Origin of the sequence: Rhizobium sp. BK289 (genome assembly GCF_014193575.1) — a bacterium.
In the GTDB taxonomy this organism is placed as follows: domain Bacteria; phylum Pseudomonadota; class Alphaproteobacteria; order Rhizobiales; family Rhizobiaceae; genus Rhizobium; species Rhizobium tropici_C.
Genome location: NZ_JACHZO010000003.1, coordinates 64,510 through 80,657 on the forward strand (window position 1 = coordinate 64,510; position 16,148 = coordinate 80,657).

Below are 16,148 nucleotides of genomic sequence, written 5' to 3' on the forward strand. Positions count from 1 at the left end.
AAGACGAGGACGATTTCGATCATGAAACCATTGGAGTTAGAGATATTTATCTGCCGTTCCGACAATTACGGCGTCTTGGTCCATGATCCCGAAACCGGGTTAACGGCGTCGATCGATGCTCCGGAGGCAAATGCGATCCTGAAGGCCGCCGATCGCCGCGGCTGGACGATCAGCCATATCCTGACGACCCATCATCACACCGATCATGTCGAGGGCAATCTGGCGCTGAAGGAACAGTTCGGTTGCGAGATCATCGGCCCGATCAACGAGGCCGTTGCCATTCCCGGCCTCGATCGTGCCGTCGCCGACGGCGATACGTTCGAGTTCGCCGGTCATACGGTCAATGTCATCGAAACGCCTGGCCACACCGCCGGCCATGTCTGCTATAACTTTGCCGACGACAAGCTGCTCTTTGCCGCCGACACGCTGTTTGCGCTGGGTTGCGGCCGACTGTTCGAACGGCCGGCAACGGATATGTGGGCCTCGCTGCAGAAGCTTGCGGTTCTGCCGGACGAAACGGCCGTCTATTTCGGCCATGAATATACCCTCTCCAACGCCCGCTTCGCGCTGACCATCGATCCCGCCAATGAGCGGCTGAAGGCGCGCGCCGCCGATATCGAGGCCTTGAGGGCGGAAGGCAAGTTCACCATTCCGACGACCCTGGCATTGGAGAAGGAAACGAACCCGTTCCTGCGCCCCGCCGATCCGGCGATCCGCCGCCATCTTTTGATGGAAAGCCGCAGCAATGACGAGGTCTTTGCCGAGATCCGCAAGCGCAAGGATAATTTCTGATGCAGGCAAAAGAGATTATCGAAACGCTTTCCATGCAGCGGCATCCGGAAGGCGGCTGGTACGTGCAGACGTTCCGGGACGAGAACGGCGGTGCGCGCGGCCACTCGACGGCGATCTACTATCTGCTTGAGGCCGGCGATCGCTCGCATTGGCATCGGGTACGCGATGCCGCCGAGGTCTGGCACTACTATGCCGGCGCACCGCTCGCCCTGCATCGTTCGGCCGACGGCAAGGCCAGTGAAAGGCTGGTTCTCGGCATGGACCTGGCGAAAGGCGAGCGCCCGCAGGCGATCATTCCGGCCAATTGGTGGCAATCGGCCGAAAGCCTCGGACAATTCACGCTTGTCGGCTGCACGGTCGCCCCCGGCTTCGAATTTTCGAGCTTCGAGATGGCCGCGCCGGACTGGAAACCCACCTCAGGCTGAACCTCCCTTGCCTTTGATTGACATCACGCGGCATGCGGCCAGACGGCGCGGGGCAACGGCCTTGAAAAAGCATTGCGCTGTGTCAGCTTTACACGGGGGGAGTGAAAATTGATTCATCTGGAGGAGGTTTTTTCGTGCGTTTGTTGTTTCCTTTGCTCGTCGCGGCAGGCTGTGTCATGAGCGTTCCTGCCCTTGCCCTTGATGCACCGGCTTCGCCGCCGGCCAGCCAGCCCCTGAAAAACTTTGTCACCTCGGTCGAGAAGGATGGTTCGATCACCTTCCGCCTTTATGCGCCCTCGGCAAAGGCCGTTTCCGTCGTCCTCGGCTCACGCGATCCGATCGACATGCAACGCGGCGACGATGGCACCTGGAGTGCCAAATCCGGGGTCCTGAAGCCCGATCTCTATGAGTATTATTTCAACGTCGATGGTTTCCGCAGCATCGATACCGGCACCAATGCGCCGAAGCCGCAGCGGCAGGTCAATACCAGCCTGATCCTGGTGCCCGGCAGTATTCTTGATACCCGCAACGTGCCGCATGGCGACTTGCGGTTGGTGACCTTGCATTCCAAGGCGCTGGATTCGGAACGGCAGATGTATGTCTATACGCCGCCCGGCTATACCGATTCCTCCAAGCCGCTGCCGGTGCTCTATCTCTATCACGGCTTCGGCGACACCGTGGGGTCCTGGGTCCTCCAGGGCCGCGCACCGCAGATCCTCGACAACCTCCTTGCCGAAAAGAAGATCGAGCCGATGATCGTCGTGATCCCGGATACGGAAACCGACGTGCCGAATGCGATCGCCGAGAACTTCCCCGCTGCCGATCGTCGCGCGAATTTCTATCCGGCCAATGCCGAGGCGGCCGATCGCGAACTGACCGAAGATCTCATTCCATACATGAAGAAGCATTACCGGGTGCGGAACGACACCGATGGCCGTGCCGTTGCCGGCCTGTCACAGGGCGGATATCAAGCCCTCGTGTCAGGCCTTTCGCATCTCGACACCTTCGGCTGGGTCGCTACCTTCAGCGGCGTCAGCACGACGACCGTTCCGAACAAGAGCGTAGACACCGTGCTGAACGAGCCGGAAAAGATCAACAAGGCTCTGCGCAATTTCACCGTGACGGTCGGCAGCAAGGATCAGGTCGTCGGCAAGGATGTCGCCGGCTTGAAGGCGACGCTGGACGAGAAAAAGATCAAGCACGAATACCACGAATATCCGGATCTCCAGCATGAGATGGATGTCTGGCGGCCGTCGCTCGCAGCCTTCCTCGAAAAGGTCTTCAAGAAATAACAATCGGATCTGGCCGTAGACTCCTCATAGGCCCGTGCTCGCCTGGGGCATTTCCAGGAAGGTGCGAAGCGGTTTCCATTCGGAATGCGTAGCAAGCAGCTTGACGAGTTTACGGCCCAAGAGGCACTGGAGATTGGAAACATGGCACTCAAGCGGATGGACAACGTCGGAATCGTCGTCGAAGACCTCGAAGGGGCTATTGATTTCTTTCGCGAACTTGGTCTCGAGCTCGAAGGACGGGCCATGATCGAAGGAGAATGGGCCGGGCGCATCACTGGACTGGGCGATCAGCGTGTCGAGATCGCCATGATGCACACACCGGACGGGCATAGCCGGCTCGAGCTCTCCCGCTTCCTCACGCCCCCTGTCGTCGCAGATCACCGCAACGCCCCGGTCAACTCTCTCGGGTACCTCCGCGTCATGTTCGCCGTCGACGACGTCGACGAGACGCTTGAAAGGCTCCGCACGCGCGGCGCGCAGCTTGTAGGCGAAGTGGTCCAATATGAAGATGCATATCGGCTCTGCTATATCCGCGGGCCTGAAGGGCTTCTCATCGGACTCGCTCAAGAACTCAGCTGACCGCAATCCGACGACAATGGGGAAGGAGATGACAGCGCGCGGCGGAGCTATTCCGCCGCTTCCGCCTGTGCCCGCAGGGCATCGTCCCGGCGCAGGATCATGCGATGGGCGGCCAGCACGGCGCCGCCGGTAATCAGCAGGCAGGCAAGCGCAATGCCCCAGCTCGGCGCGGCAAAACCGAAAAGCGTCAGGATCAGTGTCGATAGCAGCGGTGCGGCATAGCTTGCCGCGCCGAGGATCTGGATATCGCCATTCTTGACGCCGTAATCCCAGGCGTAGAAGGCGGCGCCGACCGGAAAAAGGCCAAGGCCGAGAACGGCGATCCATTGCGGTACGCCCTCGGGCCAGATGGTCTCCTCCAGACCAAGATGGCAGAAAAAGGAGAGAATCGATGTCGCCAAGCAGAAGATGGTAACGACATCGGTGGAAGCGGCCTCGAAGCGGCGCGTTATTAAGGAATAACCGGACCAGGTGAAGGCGCAGAGAAAGGCTGCGCCATAGCCGATCGCATAGGCGCTCTCGAAGTGAAAACCATTGCGACCGACGATCAGAACCGTGCCCGCAAGCCCCATCAGCGCGCCGACAATATGATACCAGCGCAGCCGCTCGCCGGGCAGCAGCGCCGAGCCGACGACAATCAACAGCGGCCACAGATAGGCAATCAAGCCCGCCTCCACGGCCGGCGCATGGCGCAACGCGGTGAAATAAAGGAAATGATAGCCGAACAGACCGGCAATGCCTGTGATCCAGACCTTGGCCGGCTGACGCAGGAGCTTCACTCGCTCAGGTCTCAGCAGGAGCACGACAATACCGGGGAAGCTGCCGATGGCAAAGCAGATGGCGAGCAGCTGAAAAGGTGGCATCGTGCCCGAGGCCACCGTCAAAAGCGCCAGAAACGACCACATCACAATGGCCGAAAAGCCCATCAATGTCGCGCGAAATTTCATCCCTGCCCTCAGCTTGCCGCTGCGGACGTCCCAAGCCCGCTAAAGCAACTCCACGAAAAATGCACAGCAATTTTCGTGGAGTTGCGTAGAAATAACTACGGGAATCGTCAAGCTTTTCCGTGAAACAGCAGCCGGTCTAGCTGCCGTATTTTACAGCCGTAATCGTCACCGTTCCGTATTGCGTCGGGATGCGGACGTAGACAGGAGCGTAGACATTCATGGTATCCGCCTTGGCGAACCAGATCTCCATATCATCGCTCTTCGCAAGATAAAGATAGTCCTTGCGGGTGCTCTTGTAGCCGCTCTTCGGCGTGAAGCGCACGCCGCAGGCAATGGTCTTGCCCTTGAAGCCCTCGGTCGAGAACGGATGCGATCCCTTCGGCGACAGCTTCAGATCCATGCGCATCTCGCCGTCGAAGACGGCCAGCGTCTGGTTGCAGAGGTTGAGGCTGGGCGTGATCGGGAAGATCATGCCGGAAATCGGATCGAGCACGGATTTCAGGTCGCCTTCCGTGATGGGAACCCAGGTGTCTGGCCGTTTCGGCTCGGGCGTGATCGTGTTCGACGTCACATTGCCATTGGTATAGGCGACATCATAGGTGCGCTCTCTCTTGCCGCTCTTGTAGAAGAGCGTGTAGTGCGTCGCCTGCAGCTTGGTGTCGTTGACGACGCCGGCCACATCCGTCCTGGCGTCGATGGAGGTGACAAGATCGGCAAGACCCGCGGACGTGATATCGCCGCGGATAGTGAACTGCTTGCCGGTGACTTCCGTCTTGAAATCCGCCCTGGCGATCGGCAGGCCGGCCAGCGAAACGCGATAACGCGTTTCATGCCGCAGCACATCGGCCAATGCCATCGACGGCATCGACGCGATAATCGCTGAAATGAGAAGCCACTTCCGAATTTGAACCATGATCAAGGCCTTCAACGAGGATCAGGCAAGTTATATAGTTGCTTTGCTCGCCTGCTGCGAGCGTCAGACAACAGCAGCTTTTTGACGGAATTGCGGGAAAAGACAAGGTTTGGCTTGACGCGGCCGGCCTCTCTGACTATAGAACCGCAACTTTCCAATTATGGCCTGTTGGATTGCGCGTCGGGCTTTGCCCGGGATGTCTACCCGATGGCCAAGAAAAACAAAAGTAGGTGTACCATGTCCCGCATGTGCGAATTGACCGGCAAGGCCGTCCTCGTGGGCAACAACGTTAGCCACGCCAACAACAAGACCAAGCGTCGGTTCCTGCCGAACCTCTGCCAGGTCACGCTGATTTCCGACGTTCTCGGCCAGCGCTACCGCCTGCGCGTTTCCGCTGCAGCGCTCCGCTCGGTCGAACATCGCGGTGGTCTGGACGCTTTCCTCCTGAAGGCAAGCGAAAACGAACTCAGCATGCGCGCTCGCCTGCTGCGTCGCCAGATCGTCAAGAAGTCTGCTGAAGCTGCTGTTGCTGCGTAAGCAGCTCTAGTACTTCACGATTTCATACCGACTAAAAGGCTTGCACGGATGATATCCGGACAAGCCTTTTTCCATGTTCGGTTTGTTTCAACTGGTGGCATCTCCCAGGATAAAAAAATGCTGACGATACGTCATACCCTTATCTACGTTCTGCTGATGACGCTGGTCGTCGTCGCCTCCAACATCCTCGTGCAGTATCCGCTGCAGGCGACACTCGCCGGCATCAATCTTGCGGATATTCTCACCTGGGGTGCCTTCACCTATCCGGTAGCCTTCCTCATCACCGATCTGACCAACCGCCAGTTCGGTCCCAAGGCCGCGCGTAAGGTCGTCTTCGCTGGCTTCGTCGTCGGCGTCGCGCTGTCCTTCTATACGGCGCAGCCGCGCATCGCGATCGCCTCCGGTTCGGCCTATCTTGCCGGCCAGCTGCTCGATATCTCGGTCTTCAATCGCCTTCGCCGCATGGCCTGGTGGCGCGCGCCGCTGTTCGGCTCGCTTATCGGCTCGATGCTCGATACGCTGATCTTCTTCTCCTTCGCCTTCGCACCCTTCTTCGTCTTCTTCGGGCCGAACGATCCCTTCGCGATCGAATGGGCTCCGATCCTCGGCGCGTTCTCTTCGTCGGCGCCTCGCTGGATCTCCTGGGCCATCGGCGATTTCTCGGTCAAGACCACGGTCGGCCTCGTCATGCTGCTGCCCTACGGTGCGCTGATGAACGTGCTGAAGCCGATGTCGCAGGCGCCCACCGCCTAACGGCGATGATCGGAAGCGCGCCGGCATCGGCGCGCGACGACATGTTTCAGTTCTGGCTGAGAAGATTTTCCTCGTGCAGGCGAAACTCCAGCATCAGGCTGCGCTGCAGGATCGAATGATTGTCATCCGAGACCAGGATGAGATGCAGTGAGCCGTCGGCGGCGCGGAAGACGTCTATGCCCTCCATATTGTCGATCTGATCTCTGCTCCCCGCCTCGAAGATCACATCGCCGTCCACGACTGTACCCGGCTTGATATCCGCACCGGCGATACGGCGGATACGCAAGCCAAGGCCATGTATCAAGCCGAAGCGCCGCTCCAGCAGCAAAAGATCCCCATCAGGCAAGAAGACACCGTCGCTGACATTGAAGCCATCATGATGCCGAACGGCAAACCGGCCCTGGAATGGCCCATCCAGAACGGCAGCCGGCATATTGCCCTGATCGTCCAGACTGTCTTCGGCGACGACGACGGCGCCCCCCGCAAGCGGGCCTGACTTTGGAGCGATCATCAGCGCCTCGAGGCTTCGATTGGCGCGCAGCTGCCATCTCGGGATCGGCAGCAGGATGGTGCCGTCAGGCGGCGAAATCTCGAAGCCCGGATCGGGATAGATATCGACACGATGATATTGCTCGTAGCTGACAAGGACACGGTCGCCGCGCAACGCCAGCCCTTCGGCATCCAAATCCCCTTTACCGGTATCTGTGCCGCCGTCACGGTCGATCATCGGCAAGATCTGCACATCACCGATGCCCCTCAGCCGGCCCGCCTCGTCACGTTCGACAGCGCCAGTGAGCCAGTGGCCGGTATCGAGCACAGAGATGAAATGCCGTTGGTCGGCGCGAAAGCGAATGGCCGAGATGGCGCCGAGAAGCGGATTGTCCGAACTGAGCTCAAGGCCGCCGAGAAACTCCAGCGAACCGAAGTGTGATTGATCAGAGCCGGACCTGAAGGTGGAAATCACCTTTGCCTGGACGGCAGCCGGACCAGCCTCGTCGGAATCACTCGCGAAACTGCAGCCTGCAAGCAGGCCGGCAAGCACGGCTATCAGGCAGGCCCATCGCCCGGCAACGGGCAAGCCCCAGGGACCAGCGATGCCGGATGGAAAGGGCAGCGGCCATGAGGCCGATGCCACGGGACGCCGAGGCGGGCTCAGCTGGCGCGACGCATGCGCGAGCGCGGCATGCTCGTCTGATCTTCGAACAGCGAGGCAAGCTGTTCCGTCATGGCGCCGGCAAGCTCGTCGGCATCGACGATGGTGACGGCGCGGCGATAGTAGCGCGTGACGTCGTGGCCGATACCGATCGCCAACAACTCCACAGGCGAACGCGTCTCGATCTGATCGATGACGGCACGCAGATGCCGCTCCAGATAATTGCCCGGATTGACCGACAGCGTGGAATCATCGACCGGCGCACCATCCGAGATCATCATCAGGATGCGGCGCTGCTCTCGGCGCCCGAGCAGGCGATTATGTGCCCAGATCAGCGCCTCGCCGTCGATATTCTCCTTGAGCAGCCCCTCGCGCATCATCAGTCCGAGATTGCTGCGCGCCCGCCGATAGGGCTCGTCCGCGGACTTGTAGATGATATGGCGCAGATCATTCAGCCGGCCCGGCGTCTGCGGCTTGCCGCTGGCAAGCCACTTTTCGCGCGCCTGTCCGCCCTTCCACGCCTTGGTGGTGAAACCGAGGATCTCGACCTTGACTCCGCAACGCTCCAGCGTACGGGCAAGAATATCGGCGCAGGAGGCGGCGACCGTAATTGGGCGGCCACGCATGGAGCCGGAATTGTCGATCAGCAGCGTCACGACCGTATCGCGGAACTGCGTATCGCGCTCCATCTTGAAGGACAGCGCCTGCATCGGGTCGATGATCAGACGCGGCAGGCGTGCCGGATCGAGGTAGCCCTCTTCCAGATCGAAGTCCCAGGAGCGGTTCTGCTGCGCCATCAGGCGACGCTGCAGACGATTGGCGAGCCGGCCGACGGCGCCCTGCAGATGCGCAAGCTGCTTGTCGAGGAAGGCGCGCAGGCGCTCGAGCTCTGCCACGTCGCACAGTTCCTGTGCCGTCGTGGTTTCGTCGAACTCCTCCGTATAGACGTGATAGTCGACCTTCTCGTTGAAATCGGCAAAGGGCGTATTCGGACGGCGGGTTTCACCCGGCGTTTCCGAGTCTTCATCACCCTCTTCGCTCATGTCGTCGTCGGAGATTTCGCCGCCGTCTTCGGTCGCGCCATCTTCCATCTGCTCGTCGGAGGCTTCGCTATCCTCGGCCGGAGCGGCATCGGCGCCTTCGTCTTCCTTGACGTCGTCGTCGTTCTGGTCCTCGCCGTTCGGCTTGTCCTCTTCGCTCTGCTGGTCTTCGCTGTCGGGCTCCGACTGCTCGTCACCATATTCCTCGGCCATCTCCATGGCCGTCAGCATGTTGCGCACGATACGGGCAAAGCTCTGCTGATCGTTGATGGACGACAGCAGAGTGTCGAGCTCGCCGCCGGTCTTTTCCTCGATGAAGGGGCGCCAGAGATCGAGCACCTTGCCGGCGCTTTCGGGCGGCTTCTGCCCGGTCAGCTTCTCGCGCACGATCATCGCCATGGCTTCGCCGATCGGCGCATCCTCGCGCCGCTCGATGCCGGAAAAATTCGCCTTGGCGTATTTTTCCGTATTCATGGAGTTGAGGTTGGCGGCAACACCGCTCATGCGCAGCGAGCCGATCGATTCGACACGCGCCTGTTCGACCGCATCGAAGATCGAGCGGGCGTCCGCGCCTTGCGGCGCCATGACGGCATGCACGCGGGCATCGTGACAGGCAAGCCGCAGGGCCATCGAATCGCCAAGGCCGCGGGTCACCGCGAGCTCATGGGCTGTCGGCCGTTTCGAAAGCTCCGGCAAGCGGATGCGCTCGCCGGTCATCCCCGGGCGTTCATTGGCAAAGGCCACCTCGACCTCGGCATCGCCGGCGATCGAGCGGACACAACCGGTGATCGCCCGGCGCAACGGCTCCATGTCCACCGGGGCACCCGGCTTCGCTTTGGAATTATCTCCGCGACCTGACATGATGTATCGGCTTTTCCCTAAAGCAATTCCAGAAAAAATGCAGAGCATTTTTCTATCCGGAGTTGCGTCAAAACAAAAAGATAGAACGTTTTCGCGATTCGAAGAAAAGCGGAAATGTTCTAGGCTTCCAGCACGATATTGGCGGCACTTTCCTTCAGCTCGACGCCGAAGGCGCGCTGATAATGCTCAGCAACGAGCGGACGCTCCAGCTCGTCGCACTTGTTGAGGAAGGTGACGCGGAAGGCAAAGGCGACATCTCCGAAGATTTCCGCATTCTCGGCCCAGGTGATGACGGTACGCGGGCTCATGACGGTCGACAGATCGCCGTTCATGAAGGCCGCACGCGTCAGATCGGCGACGCGCACCATCTTGGAAACGGTATCGCGGCCCTTGTCGGTACGGAAGGACTTCACCTTCGCCAGCACGATATCGACTTCGTTGTTGTGCGGCAGGTAATTCAGCGTCGTCACGATCGACCAGCGGTCCATCTGCGCCTGGTTGATCTGCTGCGTGCCGTGATAAAGGCCGGTCGTATCGCCCAGGCCGATCGTGTTGGCGGTCGCGAACAGGCGGAAGGCCGGGTGAGGACGGATGACGCGGCTCTGGTCGAGCAGCGTCAGGCGGCCAGAGGACTCCAGCACGCGCTGGATGACGAACATCACGTCCGGGCGGCCGGCATCATATTCGTCGAAAACGAGCGCGACATTGTGCTGATAGGCCCAAGGCAGGATGCCGTCCTTGAATTCGGTAACCTGCAGGCCGTCCTTGACGACGATCGCATCCTTGCCGACGAGATCGATACGGCTGACATGGCTGTCGAGGTTGATACGCACGCAAGGCCAGTTGAGGCGCGCGGCGACCTGCTCGATATGCGAGGACTTGCCGGTGCCGTGATAGCCCGAGATCATCACGCGGCGGTTATGCGCGAAGCCGGCGAGAATGGCGAGCGTGGTCTCGCGGTCGAAGAGGTAGTCCGTATCCAGATCGGGCACGTAGGCGCTGCCCTGGCTGTAAGCGGGCACGCGGATATCGGAATCGATGCCGAAGACTTCACGGACCGAAACGGTGGTATCGGGGATCTCGGAAATATCAAGGTCAATCTTGCTCATCATGTCTCCAGGGCGGGTGCCTCTGACCCTACCATATCAAACTCAGCCGATTTATCCGAAACGCCGCAGCTTATTGCCCGCATCCGTTCGGTCGGAACAGCGGCGATACTTCTCCGGGACTAAAGCAAAATCTCGGCGCGATAATATGATCGCTTGCGAGCATCCTTGAACAGAGTCCCGGACAAGAAACGCCGCGTCCGGAAAGTTGGCCGAGGTGCAGCCAGCCAAATGCGCACCCTGCCGCGGTTGCCCGCAGCTTCAGCCGATTTGGACCATACCTGATTGAATGCGGAGAGCAAGGACAGGAATTAACAAAAACCGTTCTGCTTCAATAATTGATAGGCCTGAATAACCGCGCGAAAACGCTCCTCCGAGCCGCGGTCGCCGCCATTGGCATCGGGGTGGTGCATTTTCACCAATTCCTTGTAGCGGCGCTTGATCTCCGGCGCCGTGGCGGTGGCGCCAAGCCCCATCGTATCGAAGGCCTTCGCCTCCAGCGTCTTCAGCTTGCGCTGCTGGGGGAAACGCGGCCCCCGGCCCTGCCCCTCCCCTTCCTTGACGAAACCGAAGGGATCGCGGACGCGGGAATAGGAGCCGGAGCGGATATCGGATTGAAGCGGGCTGTTGCGGGCAGCCTTGTTGACCCCGACCGTCCAGGTCGGACGATGGCCGGTAATCGCTTCCTTCTGGTAGCGCGCGATCTCGCCGTCCGAGAGGCCGGAGAAATAATTGTAGCCCTTGTTGTATTCCTTGACGTGCTCGAAGCAGAACAAAAAGAACTGCCCTTCCGCATTGCGCCCGACCGGGGCGCGATGCGTACCGTGCTTGTCGCAGCCGTCCCACTGGCACGTCGGCGGACCCTGCTCGGGCTCCTGCGCGCGCTTGCGGCGAGTACGGATGCGATCGAAATATTTTGAATCAAGTCTCATGGCGTCCTAATTATGGGGCCTTGGATACCCCACAACAAGAATTGACAAACAGGAATGTTACAGGCTTTGTGGGAGCCTTTTTTCGAGAGCGAGGTCGACGCGGGAATATGGAAACGACACTGCAATCCCGCATTGAACGGAAGCTCAGCGACGCTTTCGCGCCCGAGCGCCTTATCGTCATCAATGAAAGCCATCTGCATGCCGGCCATCAGCCCGACATGACAGGAACCGGCGAGACCCATATAAGAATTCGCATCGTTTCTGCCAAGTTCACGGGCATGCCGCGCCTTGCGCGCCATAGGGCGATCAACGAATTGCTGAAGCCGGAGCTTGATGCCGGCCTGCATGCATTGGCCGTAGAGCCGGCAGCTCCAGGCGAGGCTGTGCGCTGGTAGTCCATCGATGAGATAGCTCCTACGGAGCCTTCGCCTCTTCCGTCTCGGCGGGACGGATGCGCAGTTTGGTAATGCGGTTCTTTTCCCGCTTCATAACGATGAAGCGCTTGCCGTAGAAGGTGAACGCCTGACGCTCTTCCGGAATGGTCATCGATTCGTGGATGACGAGACCGGCAATCGTCGTCGCCTCTTCGTCGGGCAAGTGCCAGTCGAGCGCACGATTGAGGTCGCGAATCGGTACGACGCCATCGACGACGATCGAGCCGTCGGCCTCCTGCCGCACGCCCTGGATGTCGAGGTCGTGCTCGTCGGCGATATCGCCGACGATCTCCTCCAGAATATCCTCCAGGGTAACGATACCCTGCACCTCGCCATATTCGTCGACGACGACGGCGAAATGCTGTTTGCGGCGCAGGAAGGCGTTGAGCTGATCCTCGAGATTGGTGCTGTCGGGCACGAACCAGGGTTTTTGCGCGATCTTCACGATATCGAGATTTTCCGGCTCGATATTACGTTCCGCCAGCGCCCGCAGCAGGTCCTTGGCGTGCACGACGCCGATGATGTTGTCGATGGTGCCGCGCCAGAGCGGCATGCGCGTATAGGGGCTGTCGAGGATCGCACGCACGACCACTTCTGGCGGATCATCGGCATTGATGGCGCGCATCGCCGTGCGATGCACCATGATGTCGGACAGTTCCAGCTCGCCGAGGTCGAGGACGCCACCCAGACGGTCACGGTCGGCCTTGACCACGGAACCCTCACGGTGAAGCAGGTCCACGGCGCCGCGCAGCTCCTCATGCGCCGACAGCATCGACACTTCACGGGAGAGATTGACGCCGAAGATGCCCAGGATCTGGCGCACGATGGCATTGACGACGCTCGAGACAGGCCCGACGACGACGACGAAGAGGCGTATAGCGCTGGCGACGTTCAGCGCGAAACGGTCCGGCGTCGCAATGGCCCAGCTCTTCGGCAGAACCTCCGCGAAAATGACGAGGATAACAGTCATGGCGGCGGTGGCGATCGCCACGCCGGAATTGCCGAACAGACCGAGGAACAAGCTGGTCGCAAGCGAGGACGACAGGATGTTGGCGAGATTGTTGCCGATCAGCAGCGCGCCGATCAATCGGTCTCGACGCTCTATCAAGAGCCGCACGATGCCGGCCCGCCTGTCGCCGTTGGCTTCCAATGTGTGGATACGGCTGCGCGAAGCCGCCGTCAGCGCTGTCTCCGAGCCGGCAAAGAAGGCGGAAAGCAGCACCAGGGCCACGATCGATATAATCTCGGGCCAATATTCCCACAGAACAGCCAGCGTGCCCTCGACGGTCATCAGGGATGTTTTTCCTTCAGGAAGCTCAGGACTTCGGACGACGGCACATCGTCCGCAACGAAGGACTGGCCGATGCCGCGCGTGAGGATGAAGGTGAGCTTGCCGCTCTTGACCTTCTTGTCCTGCGCGATCGCGTCCATCAGCGTTTCGGCCGGCGGCAGCGCGCCGGGAATATCGCCCATCCGCGTTGGCAGGCCCACGGCCTTCAGATGCGCCTCGACGCGCTTGGCATCATCTGGGCTTGCGAGATTAAGGCGCGCGGAAAATTCATGCGCCAGCACCATGCCGATCGCAACACCCTCGCCATGCACCAGCCGGCGGCTGTCATAGGCGGTGGCTGCTTCGAGCGCGTGGCCGAAGGTGTGGCCGAGATTGAGCAGGGCGCGAGGCCCGTTTTCGCGCTCGTCGGCGACGACGACATCGGATTTCGCCTGGCAGCTTGCAGCAATCGCCTCGATGCGGGCCGCCCCGCCGGCAAAGACTTGCCTCCAATTGGCCTCGAGCCAGGCGAAGAAATCCGGCTTGTCGATCAGGCCATATTTGGCGACCTCGGCGTAACCGGCGCGGAATTCACGTTCGCTGAGTGAATTCAGCACATCGGTATCGGCAAGGACGAGATCCGGCTGGTGAAAGACGCCGATGAGGTTCTTGCCGTGACGGGTGTTGATGCCGGTCTTGCCGCCGACGGACGAATCCACCTGCGACAGCAGCGATGTCGGCACCTGGACGAAACGAACGCCGCGGCGAACGATGCCGGCGGCAAAGCCCGAGAGATCGCCGATGACGCCGCCGCCAAGCGCGATGACCGCATCGTTGCGCTCCACACGTGCCGTCAGCACCGCATCGCAAACGGTAATCAGATGCTCGAAGCTCTTGGTCTTTTCGCCTGCCGGCAAGACGAGGCTGGAGGCCTGGATGCCCGCAGCCTCGAGGCTGGCGACCAACGCATCGAGATAGTGTGGCGCAACATTTTCATCCGTAATGACGGCGGCCTTGCGGCCCTTCAGCCGCGCGGCAATCTCACGCCCCGCGCGGGCAATCAGGCCGGGGCCGATCAGGATGTCATAAGCGCGCTCGCCGAGAGGCACGCGCACGAGACGCTCTGACGAGGCCGGTGTGATCGCATTCATGGTATTTTGCTTTCTGCTTTCTTTCCCTCGGCGATGGCGGCAAGGACTTCCTTGACCATGATTTCCTTGCTCACATCGCGGGACAGAACCGTAAAATCGGCTTCCGCATAGATGGGGTAGCGCGCATTCATCAGGTTCTCGAGGGTTTGTTTCGGATTCTCGGTCTTCAGCAACGGCCGTGTGTCGCGCTTGTTGACGCGCTCCCACAAGACGTCGAGATCGGCCTTCAGCCAGACGGAAAGGCTGCCGCGCTTGACGTGCAGGCGCGTGCTCTCATTGATGAAGGCGCCGCCGCCAGTGGAGACGACACGCGGTCCACCCTTGAGGAGCCGCTTGATGACGCGAGTTTCCAGCGCCCGGAACTCCTGCTCGCCATAAGCAGCAAACAGTTCGGCGATGGTCATGCGCGACACGCGCTCGATCTCGACATCCGTATCGACGAAGGGAATGCCTAGCTGCTGTGCCAAAAGCCGGCCGACCGAGGATTTGCCCGCACCCATCAATCCCACGAGGACAAGATTGCGCTGACCCAGCGCAGCGCGCGCCTTGTCTTTGAGGCTTTCGGCAAGGGTCAGGACTTGTTCACTCATCGGCCCATTCACAATTTCTTTGGAAACGGTATCGTCAAATGCACCGGTAGCGTCAAGACGCCGCTATCGTAAACATGTCTGCAATATCCTTCAGCTAACCCTTGAAGGACATAATTATTGCGCATCGCCGCGCCAATGAACGGCGAAGGAGATTTTTCGAATGCCAACCCTGTTTCGCTTCCTTGTCATCTGCGCGGTCATCGCCGGATCGATATATGGAGCGATGTGGGCACTCGTGCTCTTTGTCGATCCGCAGCCGCGCGATGTGACGATCCGCATTCCGCCGGAGCGCCTCAATCCGCCGACGACGGGATCGCTGAAGCCATGAGCACACCGGCCACGAACGCAAAAACCGGCGCGCGCGATCTGGGGCGCGTGCACCTGGAGGCCTTCCTGGAAATGATGAGCGCCGAGCGCGGCGCTGCGGTCAACACGCTGCAATCCTATCAGCGCGATCTCGACGACCTCCATTCCTTTCTGTCCGGCCTCGGCGTCCGTTTGGCCGAAGCCAGTGCCAACGATCTCGGCGCCTATCTTTCCAGCCTGTCGAGCCAAGGCTTCAAACCCTCGTCGCAGGCACGACGGCTCTCAGCCATGCGCCAGTTCTACAAGTTCCTTTATGCGGAAGGGTTGCGCACGGACGATCCCACCGGAATTCTCGATGCGCCGAAGAAAGGCCGCGCCCTTCCGAAGACGATGGGCGTCGACGAGGTGACGAGGCTTCTGACCCAGGCCGAGCAGGAAGCGGCGGTCGAAGGACCGGACCGGCTGCAGCGACTGCGCATGCTGGTGCTTCTGGAAATGCTTTATGCCACCGGCATGCGCGTCAGCGAGCTCGTTTCTCTGCCGGCGAAGGTGCTGGATCAGGAGGGGCGCTTCCTGATGATCCGCGGCAAGGGAAACAAGGAACGGCTGGTGCCGCTGTCGCAATCCGCCATTTCGGCCCTGAAGACCTATGGACGGCTGCAGACGGAGATTGCGGCAAATGCCAAGCAGCCCTTGCCGGAGAGCCCATGGCTCTTTCCAGCGGCCTCCAAGCAAGGCTATTTGCCACGCCAGGTCTTCGCGCGCGATCTCAAGGATCTTGCCATTCGGGCGGGCCTGACACCATCGATGATCTCGCCGCATGTGATGCGCCATGCCTTCGCGAGCCATCTTCTGGCCAATGGCGCGGACCTGCGCGTGGTGCAGGAACTTCTCGGTCATTCGGATATCTCGACCACGCAAATCTACACACATGTGCTGGAAGAACGCCTTCATCAGCTCGTGCAAACGCATCACCCCCTTGCCAAACAGGCAAAAAAACAGGATTAGGACCGGCACACAGGCTAAAGCCGCCGTCTCTCGTCACGGGCAAAAGGATCGGAAACGCA

18 protein-coding genes are annotated in these 16,148 nt (G+C 60.4%); 9 read left to right on the forward strand and 9 right to left on the reverse strand.

Translation table 11 applies throughout. The features are described from left to right. Positions 1-21 precede the first annotated feature (21 nt). From gloB to FHT84_RS06535, 4 genes are all read left to right on the forward strand, one after another. Positions 22-792 carry a hydroxyacylglutathione hydrolase gene (gene gloB, locus FHT84_RS06520; RefSeq protein ID WP_112341304.1) on the forward strand — a complete coding sequence of 257 codons (771 nt, stop codon included), beginning with the start codon at positions 22-24 and terminating at the stop codon, positions 790-792. Beyond that, positions 792-1,217 carry a cupin domain-containing protein gene (locus tag FHT84_RS06525; protein WP_112341305.1) on the forward strand — a complete coding sequence of 142 codons (426 nt, stop codon included), beginning with the start codon at positions 792-794 and terminating at the stop codon, positions 1,215-1,217. Before gloB ends, FHT84_RS06525 begins: the two co-directional genes overlap by 1 nt. Before the next feature lie 134 nt (positions 1,218-1,351). Continuing rightward, positions 1,352-2,509 (forward strand): esterase, encoded by a 1,158-nt coding sequence (locus tag FHT84_RS06530; protein ID WP_113249121.1) that lies wholly within the window; start codon positions 1,352-1,354, stop codon positions 2,507-2,509. A 141-nt stretch (positions 2,510-2,650) separates the two neighbouring features. Next, positions 2,651-3,088 (forward strand): VOC family protein, encoded by a 438-nt coding sequence (locus FHT84_RS06535; protein ID WP_113249174.1) that lies wholly within the window; start codon positions 2,651-2,653, stop codon positions 3,086-3,088. 47 nt (positions 3,089-3,135) lie between these two features. Here FHT84_RS06535 and FHT84_RS06540 read toward each other — a convergent pair whose 3' ends face one another. Together FHT84_RS06540 and FHT84_RS06545 are read right to left on the reverse strand one after the other, a co-directional pair. Continuing rightward, positions 3,136-4,035 carry an EamA family transporter gene (locus FHT84_RS06540; protein ID WP_112341307.1) on the reverse strand — a complete coding sequence of 300 codons (900 nt, stop codon included), beginning with the start codon at positions 4,033-4,035 and terminating at the stop codon, positions 3,136-3,138. Between the two features lie 136 nt (positions 4,036-4,171). Beyond that, complete coding sequence (locus tag FHT84_RS06545) at positions 4,172-4,948, reverse strand: DUF3108 domain-containing protein (RefSeq protein WP_112341308.1); 777 nt, start codon at positions 4,946-4,948, stop codon at positions 4,172-4,174. A gap of 237 nt (positions 4,949-5,185) precedes the next feature. Here FHT84_RS06545 and rpmB point away from each other — a divergent pair, with 237 nt between their 5' ends. Beyond that, complete coding sequence (gene rpmB / locus FHT84_RS06550) at positions 5,186-5,485, forward strand: 50S ribosomal protein L28 (RefSeq protein WP_069612914.1); 300 nt, start codon at positions 5,186-5,188, stop codon at positions 5,483-5,485. 117 nt (positions 5,486-5,602) lie between these two features. Further along, positions 5,603-6,238 (forward strand): queuosine precursor transporter, encoded by a 636-nt coding sequence (locus FHT84_RS06555; protein ID WP_112341309.1) that lies wholly within the window; start codon positions 5,603-5,605, stop codon positions 6,236-6,238. Between the two features lie 46 nt (positions 6,239-6,284). Here the strand turns inward: FHT84_RS06555 and FHT84_RS06560 are convergent, their stop codons facing one another. The 4 genes from FHT84_RS06560 to FHT84_RS06575 form a co-directional block, all read right to left on the reverse strand. After that, entirely contained in the window at positions 6,285-7,316 is a 1,032-nt protein-coding gene (locus FHT84_RS06560) for an esterase-like activity of phytase family protein (RefSeq protein ID WP_210278808.1), read from the reverse strand. A gap of 74 nt (positions 7,317-7,390) precedes the next feature. Beyond that, positions 7,391-9,292, reverse strand: coding sequence for a cobaltochelatase subunit CobT (gene cobT, locus FHT84_RS06565; protein WP_112341311.1), 1,902 nt, complete (start codon positions 9,290-9,292; stop codon positions 7,391-7,393). Positions 9,293-9,411: 119 nt separating this feature from the next. Beyond that, on the reverse strand, positions 9,412-10,401 hold the full coding sequence (gene cobS, locus FHT84_RS06570; RefSeq protein WP_106999201.1) for a cobaltochelatase subunit CobS: 990 nt from the start codon (positions 10,399-10,401) through the stop codon (positions 9,412-9,414). 308 nt (positions 10,402-10,709) lie between these two features. Further along, positions 10,710-11,330, reverse strand: a complete 621-nt coding sequence (locus FHT84_RS06575) for a J domain-containing protein (protein ID WP_112341312.1) — start codon at positions 11,328-11,330, stop codon at positions 10,710-10,712. Between the two features lie 107 nt (positions 11,331-11,437). Between FHT84_RS06575 and FHT84_RS06580 the strand changes: the two genes are divergently transcribed. Further along, positions 11,438-11,725, forward strand: a complete 288-nt coding sequence (locus FHT84_RS06580) for a BolA family protein (protein WP_112341313.1) — start codon at positions 11,438-11,440, stop codon at positions 11,723-11,725. A 19-nt stretch (positions 11,726-11,744) separates the two neighbouring features. Here FHT84_RS06580 and FHT84_RS06585 read toward each other — a convergent pair whose 3' ends face one another. From FHT84_RS06585 to FHT84_RS06595, 3 genes are read right to left on the reverse strand one after another with little or no spacing between them, the layout of a single operon-like run. After that, a complete protein-coding gene (locus tag FHT84_RS06585) occupies positions 11,745-13,055 on the reverse strand; it encodes an HlyC/CorC family transporter (protein WP_112341314.1) in 1,311 nt (436 codons plus the stop codon). Beyond that, the gene (gene aroB / locus FHT84_RS06590) at positions 13,055-14,185 is read right to left on the reverse strand and encodes a 3-dehydroquinate synthase (RefSeq protein ID WP_112341315.1); all 1,131 of its coding nucleotides are present in this window, start codon (positions 14,183-14,185) and stop codon (positions 13,055-13,057) included. The genes FHT84_RS06585 and aroB overlap by 1 nt, the downstream gene beginning before the upstream one ends. Beyond that, the gene (locus FHT84_RS06595; protein ID WP_112341316.1) at positions 14,182-14,775 is read right to left on the reverse strand and encodes a shikimate kinase; all 594 of its coding nucleotides are present in this window, start codon (positions 14,773-14,775) and stop codon (positions 14,182-14,184) included. Before FHT84_RS06595 ends, aroB begins: the two co-directional genes overlap by 4 nt. A 160-nt stretch (positions 14,776-14,935) precedes the next feature. Here FHT84_RS06595 and FHT84_RS06600 point away from each other — a divergent pair, with 160 nt between their 5' ends. After that, a complete protein-coding gene (locus FHT84_RS06600) occupies positions 14,936-15,103 on the forward strand; it encodes a hypothetical protein (protein WP_162943920.1) in 168 nt (55 codons plus the stop codon). Further along, positions 15,100-16,089 carry a site-specific tyrosine recombinase XerD gene (gene xerD / locus FHT84_RS06605; protein WP_112341317.1) on the forward strand — a complete coding sequence of 330 codons (990 nt, stop codon included), beginning with the start codon at positions 15,100-15,102 and terminating at the stop codon, positions 16,087-16,089. Before FHT84_RS06600 ends, xerD begins: the two co-directional genes overlap by 4 nt. Positions 16,090-16,148 lie beyond the last annotated feature (59 nt).

Excerpts from the sequence above, each read along its gene's own strand:
- gloB (WP_112341304.1), top strand. The coding sequence starts at position 22 with ATGAAACCATTGGAGTTAGAGATATTTATCTGCCGTTCCGACAATTAC.
- FHT84_RS06525 (WP_112341305.1), top strand. The coding sequence starts at position 792 with ATGCAGGCAAAAGAGATTATCGAAACGCTTTCCATGCAGCGGCATCCG.
- FHT84_RS06535 (WP_113249174.1), top strand. The coding sequence starts at position 2,651 with ATGGCACTCAAGCGGATGGACAACGTCGGAATCGTCGTCGAAGACCTC.
- FHT84_RS06540 (WP_112341307.1), bottom strand. The coding sequence starts at position 4,035 with ATGAAATTTCGCGCGACATTGATGGGCTTTTCGGCCATTGTGATGTGG.
- FHT84_RS06545 (WP_112341308.1), bottom strand. The coding sequence starts at position 4,948 with ATGGTTCAAATTCGGAAGTGGCTTCTCATTTCAGCGATTATCGCGTCG.
- rpmB (WP_069612914.1), top strand. The coding sequence starts at position 5,186 with ATGTCCCGCATGTGCGAATTGACCGGCAAGGCCGTCCTCGTGGGCAAC.
- FHT84_RS06555 (WP_112341309.1), top strand. The coding sequence starts at position 5,603 with ATGCTGACGATACGTCATACCCTTATCTACGTTCTGCTGATGACGCTG.
- cobT (WP_112341311.1), bottom strand. The coding sequence starts at position 9,292 with ATGTCAGGTCGCGGAGATAATTCCAAAGCGAAGCCGGGTGCCCCGGTG.
- cobS (WP_106999201.1), bottom strand. The coding sequence starts at position 10,401 with ATGAGCAAGATTGACCTTGATATTTCCGAGATCCCCGATACCACCGTT.
- FHT84_RS06575 (WP_112341312.1), bottom strand. The coding sequence starts at position 11,330 with ATGAGACTTGATTCAAAATATTTCGATCGCATCCGTACTCGCCGCAAG.
- FHT84_RS06580 (WP_112341313.1), top strand. The coding sequence starts at position 11,438 with ATGGAAACGACACTGCAATCCCGCATTGAACGGAAGCTCAGCGACGCT.
- FHT84_RS06585 (WP_112341314.1), bottom strand. The coding sequence starts at position 13,055 with ATGACCGTCGAGGGCACGCTGGCTGTTCTGTGGGAATATTGGCCCGAG.
- aroB (WP_112341315.1), bottom strand. The coding sequence starts at position 14,185 with ATGAATGCGATCACACCGGCCTCGTCAGAGCGTCTCGTGCGCGTGCCT.
- FHT84_RS06595 (WP_112341316.1), bottom strand. The coding sequence starts at position 14,775 with ATGAGTGAACAAGTCCTGACCCTTGCCGAAAGCCTCAAAGACAAGGCG.
- FHT84_RS06600 (WP_162943920.1), top strand. The coding sequence starts at position 14,936 with ATGCCAACCCTGTTTCGCTTCCTTGTCATCTGCGCGGTCATCGCCGGA.
- xerD (WP_112341317.1), top strand. The coding sequence starts at position 15,100 with ATGAGCACACCGGCCACGAACGCAAAAACCGGCGCGCGCGATCTGGGG.